The organism is Streptomyces sp. NRRL B-24572 (genome assembly GCF_002156145.1).
Taxonomy (GTDB): Bacteria; Actinomycetota; Actinomycetes; order Streptomycetales; family Streptomycetaceae; genus Streptomyces; species Streptomyces vietnamensis.
Window position 1 is genome coordinate 1 of record NZ_MWIG01000097.1, and the last position, 10817, is coordinate 10817.

The following is a 10817-nucleotide window of genomic DNA, read 5'->3' on the forward strand; positions in this document are numbered from 1 at the left end:
ACTAACGAAAAGATCAGTAGTGCCGACGGTGGCGCGGGTGGAGATCTTGGTGGTGAATCAGCCCCGCTCGACGTGGTGCCGTCGCTGTAGGCCGGGTTGCCGTTGCGGCGCAGGACGGCCGTGGCGGCGAGCCCGGAGGAAGCATGATCGGCACCCTGATAACGAGCGGAGCGGTCTCCCATCACACGGTTGCTGTGTTCGGCGGCCGCCCGGGGCCCCGGTGCACGGTGTCGCCGGCCTGCAGCACCTCGTTCATGCGCCCTCTGGCGTGCCGGTCAGGGCGTGCTGGACGGGAACGGCCACGGCTCCTGTGACGAAGGAGGGCTCCAGGTGGGAGCAGGGGGCGGCGCGAAAGGGCCCGCGTGGTTCTCCATGAGGAGGATCATGACGATGGCGAAGATGCTGCTGACGATGATCAGGGCAAGGCCGATCGGGTTGTTGGGGTTGTAGACATAGCGGTTGGTGCCCCACTTGCTCTTCTTGAAGACGGGCTCGTCGTCGTTCATCTCATCGGGCTCCTTGTCGTGAGGGGGCGGACATGCCTGCTGTGCACGCGGTTGAACTTCCTTTGCAGATAGAGGCGGACGAGCGGGACCATGGCGCACCAGGCCACCACCTCGGCGACCGGCCCGAGTCCCGACAGGTCGCCGATGGCGAAGGCCGGCAGCGTACAGAGGGCTGATAGGCGCGTTCGTCCCCCATCCCCTCAGGAAGGGCGGCCAGGCCGCTCGCCGCGACCAGCAGGATCGCAAGACCCATGAGAGCGGCCAGACCGCCCCGCGCGCCGTGCCAAAGCACCAGGCGTCGCCGGCTCATGACGTGGTGGCCCGACGCTCGGCGAACCAGGCGAGCGCGAAACTGAACGCGGCGCACCAGAACAGAGGGGCTCCGAAGCCCTTGCTCACCGCCATGGTGACGACGGTGCCAAGGGTGGCCTGGAGGAGTCCGAGGAGGGCGAGGGTGGTGGCCGCGCGGCGCTTGGCGTTCACGATGTTCCTTGAGTGCGACGGTCGGAGGCCGGCAAGCCGGTCACAGGTAGTGCTGGAGCAGAGCGGCCGCGTCCACGGTGCCTAGTACGTGCGGCTGGGCGTCCGCGTAGTCGACGACCAGGACGACGCTGCTGCCCGTGCGTTCCATGAGGGTGGCCATGTGGAGCGGGGAGGCATCGGGACTCACGACCGTGAGTGCGTGCGCGCGCTTGGGCAGCACGTCGGCAAGCCGGAACGATGCCGTCCGGGACCTGACCGCGTCGTCGAGGGAGTCGTCGACGACCGCGGCAAGGAGCGGATCCTCGCGTACGGGCTCGGGCAGGGCGGCGGCCAGGATCCGCGATGCCGGAACGGTCGCCAGTGGGTGGCCGTCCTCGCTCACGACGACCAGTGCCGGGGACCGCTCGTGGACCAGTACTTCCGCGGCCTCCCGCAGCGTGGCGTCCAAGCCCACGCACGTGCAGGGCCAGGCCAGATCACGCGCCCGCACGGGTCGGCACCTCCATGGTCGTCGTGCCGTCCTCGGAGCGTGCCCCGGGTGCTGTGCCGGTGTCGACGAGGTCGTCGACGTGGAAGAGGCGGGCGATGGGGACGTCGGTGCTGCTGTGCGCGATGATCGAGAAGGCGATGCAGATCGCGATCAGGGTGTACGCCTGATGTCCCTGTGGGATGCTGGCCTGGAGGACCAGCAGTCCGTACACGACGGAGGCGAAGCCCTTCGGGCCGAACCAGGCCGCGACCAGCTTCTCCCGTCGGTCGATCCGCGTCCCCCACAGCGACAGCAGCAGCGAACCCGGCCGGATGAGCACGATCGCCAGGATCACGGCCGCGTATCCGCCCACGGACAGGTCGCCGAACAGCTGCGGGGTGAGCAGGGCGCCGAAGACGAGGAGGGCGCCGAACTTGGCGAGTTCGGCCAGCGACTCCCCCAGCGGTTCGAAGGCCTTCTGGGACTCGGGCGACACCGCGGCGAGCACTGCGCCGGCGGAGAAGGCCGCCAGGTAGGGGTTGGCGTGGGTCAGGTGGCACGCGGCGTACAGGATGATCCCGGTGGCCAGTGGCAGCAGCGGCTGGAGCTTGGGCTCCGCGCCCAGGAGCGGAAGCCGTACCAGACCGTTGACGAGCAAGGGGAGCAGCACGCCGAGCGCCAGACCGAGGCCCAGCTCCAGGGCGATCCTCCCCAAGGACGCTTCGGCGTGGCCGGCGGTCGGTCCGGCGGCGGCGATGAGCACGAGGACCACAGGGAGGGCGAGACCGTCATTGATTCCGCTTTCGACGTTGAGCAGTTCCCGAAGCCTGGCCGGGACCTCCTTGCGTCCCACGATGGCCGAGGCGAACACCGGGTCGGTCGGTGCGAGGACCGCTCCGACGAGGAACGAGGTCGTCCAGTCCAGCCCCACCAGGTAGTGGGTGACCAGCGCCATGCCGACACAGGTCAGCGGCATCCCGAGGCCGAGTGCCCTTGCGGGGTTGTGCCAGTTGGCCCGCAGCTTGGCGAAGGAGACGTGCATGCCGTCGGTGAACAGCACGGCGAACAGGGCGAGGTCGGCGGTGACCGAGACGATCTCGCTCTCGGGCGTGATGTGGATCAGGCCGAGGAATCCGTCGCTGACCAGTGCCCCGCCCACAAGGAAGAGCAGCGAGGTGGACAGCACCGTGCGGGCGGCGAGCCCGGACAAGAGGACCGCGACGAGCAGCGCGGCCCCGAAGACGGCGACGAGCACCATGATGGAAGTCCCCCGATCGGCAGAAGAAGACACGTGTCCCTTGTTCGCCGACCAGGCTTCCCGGCACTCCGCCACGGACCTTACACGTTACTTACGTGGCATTGACAGGTCCTTGACGTGCACCAGAGCGACAGGCACATTGCCGGAACCCGGCAGCCAAGATGTGTGGTGGCCTGCCCCTTGGCCAAGGGGCAGGTCAGGGCTCCGGCGCGTATCGTCCGCATCAGGTGCGCCGGGAAGGCTGGTCGGCAACTGCCGACGTCTGCCCTGGAGCGCTCATGCCACCGATGTCACCGGCCGAACGGCTGCGACTCCGCTCGCGAGACCTGCTCCGTCGCCTCCGTCCTCATCCGGAACTCCTCGTCGTCCGCCTCAAGGGCGACCTCGACGCCGGCGCGGCGAAGGACACCAGCCGTGTTCTGCGGGCAGCTCTGCGCGAGGAGCCGAAGGTCCTTGAGGTCGACATGTCCCGGGTGGCGCATCTCAGTCCGGACGGCGCCCTGCCTCTGTTCCTCGCCGCCCGGGGAGCCCGGGGACAGGGGACCCGGTTCCGGGTCACCCACGCCGAGGCCCAGGTGAGGGCGATGATGCGCCAGATGGGCCTGGAGCGTTACCTGTCGCGGGAGGACCCGGCCGGATAGCCGGGTGCGGGTGAGGCGTCGAGTGCGACGCAGTGCGGGACGAGGTCCGCCACGTACTCCCGGAGGAACTCCTTCCCCGCCGTCCTCGTCGAGAACGGTCAGCGGGCTGGTCGGCCATACCGGCTCTTCCCCGATCCAGGCGACCGCAGCAACGGGGTCCTGCGGAACACTGCGCAGCTCCAAGCTGCCTTCCGGGGGCAGAAGCACCGCTGAAGGAACCACGTCCATCACCGATGTCGGCCGTTGCGCTCCCGGTTCGAAGAGGACGAGCATCGGCGCCTCCGTCCCGGGCTCCTCCCCACCCGGCAGAAGGAGGTAGTCAAAGGGCCGGGTCTGCCCGCGCCGGGCGGCGCGCAGCAGCCGGCGCAGGATCCGCCCTGTGGTGACGCCGCACCACACCAGGCGGGTGAGCGCAAGGGCCGCGACCGCGCCGCTCACCCATAGGCCCCGCTCCAGTCCGGGGTCACCTGGGATCGCGGCGGCGGACGGATGGCCGGCGGCGTACTCGATCCCGACGGTGTCTCCCTCGGCCGGGGCGGGGTCCCCGTGCAGGATGTCCGTCACGACGCGGCGGCCGTCAGTCGTGACGAAGCTCATCTCCAGCGCGCCGGGCAGCAGCCAGGGCTCCAGTGGGAATTCCTCGTGCAGGTACTCGACCGTGGCGATGGCGGTCTGGGGCCGGTCGGTGGCGAGCCGGAGGGCCGTCACCCACCACCATCCCGACCACACGGCGGCGACGAAGAGGACGACCACGGCACCCCAGGGGATCCCCGACGCGAGGACGATGCGGCGCAGTGCGGGTGAACGCCACCAGGGTCCGGAGCGCGGATCGGGCTCCGGGCGACGGCGCTTCGGACCCACTTCTCTGGCGACAAACAGGAGCGTCGATCGCTGTCCACCGGGTGTGGACCATGCCGGCTCACCTCTCCATGGAAGAGATACGGGCGACGAGGAGGGCTGCGAGGCCCACCCAGGGCAGGTAGGACGGGCCGGCGATCGTCAAGCTCACGCCAGAGAGCACTGAGGCCGTCCCCAGGAAGGTGGCCAGCCCTCGCCGCTCCCGCAGGAACTGCCACTCGTGCCGGGCGCTGCCTGGTTCCCTCAGCTCCCGCACGGCGGTCCGGACGACAAGGAGCGCGAGCACGGCGGCCGTGCCGAGCAACGCCGGGGCCACGCCATGCTCGGTCATGCGGCGGCGAGCAGGACCGGACCGCCGACCGTCTCCGTGCGCAGGGCCTCGGCGACGACCTGCCGTTCGGGCCGGGGCAACAGGGCGAGGACCACTTTGCGCGGGCGTGGCTGCGTCATGGGGCGAGTCTCCGGGGCATACCGGCGGGTGGGCACACGGGCCCCTCGGACGCCGACCAGACTTCCCGGCACACCAGCGTCATCCTGACGCGTTCTTTGCACCCTATCGGGCGCTCAGTGGTCTCACCAGGGGGCTCCCACCTGCCGAATCGTGGTCGCTCGGGGTCGTGCTGGTCGAGGTGTCGCCGGAATCCCACGGGGCCGTCCGCGCACCTCACCCGCGGAATCGGTGGAACCTGAGGTCCCGGTTGACGAACAGGTGGACGTATCCGCACGACCGGCAGATCAGACCCGTCGCCGACTCGTTCGCCCACGCCAGGTCGAAGAGCTCCATGCCCGTGCTGTTGAGCTTCACCTCCCGCTTGCGGAATGTGTCGCTGTCACACATCGGGCAGAGGATCGGGTGCTCCCCGATCATCGCCTGCACTGCCTTGGCCACGCTGTCTCTCCCTTCCTCTCTCGGTTCGTCAGTTCCGGTGGTGCTCGGTGGCGGGTGCGCCCCCAGGGTGTACCGCGTGCCGTCCCGCGGGGCGTGCGAGGAGGTGCCGGGGGTCCGTCGCGCGGGTGATCGCCGTCTCGACGGCGGTGATGCGGTCGGCGAGGAGGCCGAGGGCGGCGACGGCCCGGGCGAGCGGGTCGTCGCCGGAGCCGCCGAGCGCCTGGGTACGGGTACGGGCGGCGGTCACCTCGGTCCAGCGAGTGGCCTGTGCCGGGGTCAGGGTGCCGCGGAGTTCGGCGAGCTTGAGGAGGTTGGCCTCGGCTTCGGTGGTGAGGGTCTGGGCCTCGGCGGTGTAGTGGTCCTCGATCACGGCAGCGAGTTCGGCGTCGTTCATGGCCGGCGAGATGCGGGCCGCGATCTTGTTCATGCTGCGGTACGAGCCCTGGAGTCGGAACGGCGGTTCCGTGCGGGCCTCATCGGACTGGGCGGCGGAGCGGATGTAGGCCGCGTTGACCGCGAGGACGGTCTCGCGGGCGGTCAGGAGGTGGCGGAGGACGGCGAGGATCCTTTCCAGTTCGCCCGGCGGGTACGGGTGGGTGAGACGGTCGCGGCGGGCAGTCGGGTCACCGGAGGCCAGTCGCGTCAGCACATCGAGGTCGGTGCGGTCGCGGCCGGCGAGCGGGGCGAGGAGCGGGTGGGAGGTGAGGGCGTTCTCGACGAAGCTGAACGCGAAGGCCTCGTCCTTGCCGGTCAGCACGTCGCCGAGGTTCCACACGTCGGCCCGGTTGGCGAGCATGTCCGGGACGCGGAAGAGCTGCCCGGACTCGGTGTAGGGGTTGCCGGCCATGCAGACGGCGAAGCGCTTTCCGCGCAGGTCGTGACCGTTCAGAGTGCGGGTCGCGTCGCAGAGCGGGATGAACTTCTGCAGGAACTCCGGTGAGGTGTGCTGGATGTCGTCGACGTAGAGCAGGACGTTGTTGGCGGCGGCCAGGGCGAAGGAGATCTTCTCGAGTTCCCTTCGGGCAGTGGCGTCGGGAGCTTCTGCGGGGTCCAGAGAGGTCGTGTTCTGTCCGAGGGCGGGACCGTCGACCTTGACGAGGAGCAGGCCGAGACGGTCGGCGACGTACTCGATCAGGGTGGTCTTGCCGTAGCCCGGCGGGGAGAGGAGCAGCAGCAGGCCGTGGGAGTCGCTGCGCTTGGCGTCTCCGGCCGCGCCGAGCTGCTTGGCCAGGTTGTCGCCGATGAGGGGGAGGTAGACCTCGTCGACGAGCCGGTTGCGGACGAAGGAGGACATGACCCGAGGCTGGTACTCGTCCAGGCGAAGCCGGGCGCGCTCGGTGGCGACGAGTTCGGCCCGCTGCCGCTGGTAGGCGCGGAAGGCGGGCACGTCTCCTTCGGCGAAGACCCGAGTTCTGTCCAGGAAGTCGTCCAGACGGAGCTTCAGCGCCCGTCCCTCCACTCGGCGGTGGGTACCCAGGAGGCCCGTCACCGTCGCCGCGGTCGAGGTGCCCACCTCGTAGCGGTCGAGTCCCGGGCACAGCTCGACGGCTACGGCCTCGGCGAGCACGCCGTCGTCGAGCCGCTCCCCGGACGCCGCCGCATAGGAGGTGAGCCAGGCCTCGGCGAGCTGTCGCCGCGTGCCCGGCTCCGTGAGGGCGGCGAGGGCGTCGTCGTAGGCGGAAGTGCCCACGGCACGGCGGAACTTGTCCAGGAGTGCGCGGGCCGCGGCCGAGACGGCGAAGCCCGGCGGTCTGGAGGCGAGTTCCGCCACCAGGTACTCGGCGGCCGTCGGGTCGCCCATCTCCCCGGCCAGTTCCTGCCGAAGGCCGGCCACGGCCGACATGCTGCCGAAGAGGTTGCCGGCCTCGGTCAGCGCGACCGCGCGGAGGGTCCACTGGTCGCGGGCGTCGGCGGTGGTGGAGTGCGCCCAGAAGATCTGGGCTGCCGCTCGCGCCTCGGCCGGGTACCTGAGGAGCCCGGCACCCTCGTGCAGTCGGAGCACCGCCTCCAGGATCGCCGCCGCGTCGTGGTCGTGGACGCCGCGCTCGTAGCCCTCGTCGTAGGCCGACTCGGCGGTCTGCCGCGCGAGCGCCGGCAGGTCGGCATCTGCCAGGCCCTCGGGGCCGTGTGCTGCCAACAGGCGTGCGGCCAGGTACTCGGAGCGGTAGACCTCGGGCGACTCGGAAGGCAGTGTCCGGCCCCAGAACGGGCGGGTCGCGGCGAACCCCGGGTCGGTGACCGGTGCGCGGTAGTCGGTTCCGGTCAGAGCGAGGGCCAGGGTGTCCCCGTGCGGTACGAGGGTCAGCTCCGGTGCCTGCCGGTTGACGGCGAAGCGGTGCCGGCCGAGCCAGATCGTGTCCCCGCCGTCGGAGAACAGGTCGGTACGGTCCCGCAGCGCGCGCCCGGCCTCCTGGCGGGCGGCGCCGAGCCGGCTCTCCAGCTCCTCCGCCCGGACTTGGTCGTCCAGTTCCCGCAGCTCTGCCGCGGTACGCCGGACCTTGACGACCATCGGGTCGGACGCGAAGTACGTGTGCACCTCGTCGAGGTCGTTCAGGACGGAGGCTCGCCGGGCGATCGCGTCCAGTACCCGGCTCGCCGACCCGGCGAGGCGCTCCGCCCGACGGGCGCGGGCGTCCTGGAGCGACTGCTTGCGTGCGGTGAAGGCGTCGTAGATCTCGGTCCGCTTGTCGCCGATGCCGGCGAGGAAACCGTCGTGCTCGGCGAAGCGGGACTCCAGGTTCTCCAGCTGGAGCATCAGGCGCGCGAGCTGCTCGTCGCAGCGCTCGGGAGTGTCCGAAGCCGCCAGAGCACCCGTGACGGCCTGGCCCAAGAGGGCGATCTCGGCGGCGTACTCCGCCCGCCCCTCCTGCTCCAGGAGCTCGGCACGCCGGGCGGTGAGAACGGCCCGGGCGCGGTTCAGCGCGCCCAGCACGTCGGCGATCCGCTCCAGGATCGATGTGCGGACGGTCGCGTCGCCGATGTCGAGACCGGCGATGATCTCGCTGAGCGTCCGCAGGGCGAGCGTGTGCTCGTCGAGCCGGTCGCCGACGGGGCCCGCCTCTGCCACGGTGGCCAGCGCCCCGGCCTCGCGCGCGAGCCCTTCTGCCTCGGTGTGGTGACCGGTGAAGGCGTCCTCGCGCCGGAGGAAGGCGATGGCCCGCTGGGCTGCCGAGGTGATGTCGGCGTCGACGTCCGCGGCGAGGGTGTCGATGCCGTGCGTGTCGGCGTAGCGCATCTCCTTGAGGGTCACCAGGTGCCCCTGTGCCTGGCGGAGTTCGGTGATCCTGGAGATCCACTCCTCGGCCGTGGCGGGCGCCTCGCCCCGGACGCGCCGGACGAGTCGGCTGATCTGCTGGGCGGATTCCGCGAGGGCCTCGGCGGCCCGCCGGGTGAGCGCCGTCACCGTCGCGAACTCGTCGAGGACCTGAGTCGCGGTGGCCCGCAGCTCGTTCAGCGGAGCGCGCAGGTCTCCGGCCTCCGGGTCTCCCAGCCAGTGGTGGACGTCGCCCGCGCGCACGCAGGCGGCGACGAGCGCCTCGTACACCCCGCCCGCGGGCGTCAGCTCTGTGGCCTGCCGGGCGATCGACAGGCAGTCGGCGATCCCCCGGACGAGATCCGCGTTGCCGATGCGGCCCAGCGGGCCGCTCCCCACGGCAGTGACGTGCGTGTCGGCCACGTACGGCGTCCGCCAGATCTGCACCGGGTGGACCCGGCCGGGCTCGCCGTCCTCGGCACGCAGGACGATCATCGTTCCGTCGTCGAGGAGGGCGTATCCACGACAGGAGACAGGGCTCGTGATCTCCTTGCGGATCAGGTTGTACGGGAGAAGCAGGCTTCGCCCGGTCTCCTGGGCATGGAAGACGAAGAGGATGTCCTCGCCGTTGGGTGAGCGGATCGCCCGCTCGAACGCCGGCCCGGCCGAGTCCGTGTCTCCGGTGTCGAAGGTCTTCACCGTGCCGGAGGCGAGACAGTAGCCGCCGGGGAACACGACGCCCTCGTCCTCGGGCAGCCGCAGGCACGCCTGTCCGATGCCGTCGAGTCTGACGACGGTCCCGGTCAGGGTGTTGAAGACGAGATGCCGTCGGGTCTCCTCCTTGTACGGGCGGACACGCGCCACGATCAGAGCGCCCACCACCGCGTACGCGACCTCCGCGTCGGCCAGGGACTGCAGGGGCTCGTCGACCGGCTCGGTGTGGATGCCTTCCGCGGTCTCGGTGTCGTTCTCCGTCTTCACCGTCAGCGTCCCGCCGACCGTGGAGACGAACAGGCGGCCGCCGAGCGAGATGTGCGGGTGGCGGCCCGGCACGTGGTCGTCGCGGGTCGTCTCCACCCAGTCGATGTCGTGGGAGGGCGGGAAGACGTGGTCGCGCTCGCCCTGCGCGTCGAGGAACGTCGTCTCGGCCGACGGCCCGACGGACCAGCGCAGGACCCTGAGGTCGTCGGTCTGCTCCCCGGTCTGGAAGACGGCGAGGAGACGGCCCTCCAGACGCCGCAGCCGCAGCAGGCGCGCGCCCCGGAAGTAGCGGTGCAGCGCGGTGAACTCCCGTACGAAGTCCGGGTCGTCGAGGAGCCCCGGCACCGCCCCCTCGGGCATCGGGTTCAGGTCGCGGTCGTACAGCGTGAAGACATCGCCGACCGAGAGCTCGGCATGCCCCGCGGACGACGGGTGACGGCCGAAGAGCAGGACGTCATCCCCGACGGCGACGACGTCCCGGGGCAGACCGTTGCGCTCGGCGCGGATCCGGTCGGTGCCCATGAGGGTCAGCTCACCCGAACCGAATTCCGCGATCCGGTCCTGGTTGAGAGCCCCCGCGCGCCGCGCCAGCTCACCTGCCTGCTCGACGAGGCGGTCGCGCAGTACCGCGTAGGTGTCCTGGTCGATCCCTGCGCTCATCCCGTTCCGCTCCTTGTATCGTGAACCTTCACGGGTCCGGTGCCGGTAACTCCCCCGTTTGCCGGCACCGGACCCGCTGTGACCGCTCCCCCGTGGGCGGTCAGCTCTTGGCGGCGCCGTTCAGCGCCTCGGTGCCGGCCGGAGCCGTCACGTCCAGGACCCCGGACTTCATGACCTTCGCCAGCAGCGCGGACACGCTGAGGTTCTGCACGTCGGCGGTGGACAGCGAACCGAGCACCTTCGTCAGGTCCTCCGTGAAGGCACCCGAGCCGTTCAGCCACGGGCCGGCGAGCGCCTGCGCGGTCTGGCTGTGATCCATGAACCCGTCCACGGACTTGCCGAGCGCGATCGACTGAACCAGACGGTCGAGGAAGACCGACTCCCCGCCGACGATGTTGATGTCGGCATGCTCCAGACCGGTCGCGAGGACGGTGGCCTGCGCCTCGGCGACCTGCCGCTGGACGTCGAGCCCGGCGAGCCGGATGTCCTTCTCGGCCTGCAGGCGCAGCCGGTACTCCTCGTGGGTGCGCGAGGCCTCGTCCAGGGCGGCCATCGCCGCCGCCTTCTCGGTGAGACCGGCCGCCTCGGCCTTCAGCTTCTCGCCGATCGCCGTGGCCTCGGCCAGCGCCTGCTCCCGCGTGCCGGCAGCCTCCGCGAGTGCCTTCTCGCGGGCGCCGACCGCTTCGGCGCGCAGCCGTGCCTCGGTGGCCTCCGCCTCGGCGCGACCGGCCTTCTCGATGACCTCGGCCTCCATGTCGCGCACCCGCACCGCGGCGAGCCCTTCGGCGGCGGCCTCGGCCTGGACGCCCTCGGCCAGGC

Annotated in this window: 9 protein-coding genes and 1 pseudogene; 1 reads left to right on the forward strand and 9 read right to left on the reverse strand. The window is 70.9% G+C overall.

Annotated elements, in window-relative coordinates:
• Positions 1-275 precede the first annotated feature (275 nt).
• The 4 genes from CCN56_RS06295 to CCN56_RS06305 form a co-directional block, all read right to left on the reverse strand.
• Positions 276-506 carry a hypothetical protein gene (locus CCN56_RS06295; protein ID WP_086824387.1) on the reverse strand — a complete coding sequence of 77 codons (231 nt, stop codon included), beginning with the start codon at positions 504-506 and terminating at the stop codon, positions 276-278.
• Positions 507-812: 306 nt separating this feature from the next.
• Entirely contained in the window at positions 813-989 is a 177-nt protein-coding gene (locus CCN56_RS42985; RefSeq protein ID WP_179199709.1) for a hypothetical protein, read from the reverse strand.
• 40 nt (positions 990-1029) lie between these two features.
• Complete coding sequence (locus CCN56_RS06300; RefSeq protein WP_086824389.1) at positions 1030-1479, reverse strand: CBS domain-containing protein; 450 nt, start codon at positions 1477-1479, stop codon at positions 1030-1032.
• On the reverse strand, positions 1466-2716 hold the full coding sequence (locus CCN56_RS06305; protein WP_086824391.1) for a sodium:proton antiporter: 1251 nt from the start codon (positions 2714-2716) through the stop codon (positions 1466-1468). Before CCN56_RS06305 ends, CCN56_RS06300 begins: the two co-directional genes overlap by 14 nt.
• A 287-nt stretch (positions 2717-3003) precedes the next feature.
• Between CCN56_RS06305 and CCN56_RS06310 the strand changes: the two genes are divergently transcribed.
• Positions 3004-3357, forward strand: a complete 354-nt coding sequence (locus CCN56_RS06310; protein WP_256961805.1) for an STAS domain-containing protein — start codon at positions 3004-3006, stop codon at positions 3355-3357.
• Positions 3358-4276: 919 nt separating this feature from the next.
• Here the strand turns inward: CCN56_RS06310 and CCN56_RS06315 are convergent.
• From CCN56_RS06315 to CCN56_RS06330, 5 genes and pseudogenes are all read right to left on the reverse strand, one after another.
• Complete coding sequence (locus CCN56_RS06315) at positions 4277-4546, reverse strand: hypothetical protein (RefSeq protein ID WP_086824395.1); 270 nt, start codon at positions 4544-4546, stop codon at positions 4277-4279.
• Positions 4543-4665 (reverse strand): hypothetical protein, encoded by a 123-nt coding sequence (locus tag CCN56_RS44270; RefSeq protein ID WP_256961806.1) that lies wholly within the window; start codon positions 4663-4665, stop codon positions 4543-4545. Before CCN56_RS44270 ends, CCN56_RS06315 begins: the two co-directional genes overlap by 4 nt.
• Before the next feature lie 214 nt (positions 4666-4879).
• Positions 4880-5104 carry a zinc ribbon domain-containing protein gene (locus CCN56_RS06320; protein ID WP_086824397.1) on the reverse strand — a complete coding sequence of 75 codons (225 nt, stop codon included), beginning with the start codon at positions 5102-5104 and terminating at the stop codon, positions 4880-4882.
• Positions 5105-5132: 28 nt separating this feature from the next.
• Positions 5133-9998: a DNA repair ATPase gene (locus CCN56_RS06325; protein WP_086824399.1), complete on the reverse strand. Its 4866-nt coding sequence runs from the start codon at positions 9996-9998 to the stop codon at positions 5133-5135.
• A 100-nt stretch (positions 9999-10098) separates the two neighbouring features.
• Positions 10099-10817 (reverse strand): annotated as a pseudogene (locus CCN56_RS06330) (flotillin family protein); the annotation flags it as partial.

What these genes read in the sequence shown, in the direction of transcription:
- CCN56_RS06325 (WP_086824399.1), bottom strand. Translation starts at nt 9,998, where the DNA reads ATGAGCGCAGGGATCGACCAGGACACCTACGCGGTACTGCGCGACCGC.
- CCN56_RS06310 (WP_256961805.1), top strand. Translation starts at nt 3,004, where the DNA reads ATGTCACCGGCCGAACGGCTGCGACTCCGCTCGCGAGACCTGCTCCGT.
- CCN56_RS06305 (WP_086824391.1), bottom strand. Translation starts at nt 2,716, where the DNA reads ATGGTGCTCGTCGCCGTCTTCGGGGCCGCGCTGCTCGTCGCGGTCCTC.
- CCN56_RS06315 (WP_086824395.1), bottom strand. Translation starts at nt 4,546, where the DNA reads ATGACCGAGCATGGCGTGGCCCCGGCGTTGCTCGGCACGGCCGCCGTG.
- CCN56_RS44270 (WP_256961806.1), bottom strand. Translation starts at nt 4,665, where the DNA reads ATGACGCAGCCACGCCCGCGCAAAGTGGTCCTCGCCCTGTTGCCCCGG.
- CCN56_RS06295 (WP_086824387.1), bottom strand. Translation starts at nt 506, where the DNA reads ATGAACGACGACGAGCCCGTCTTCAAGAAGAGCAAGTGGGGCACCAAC.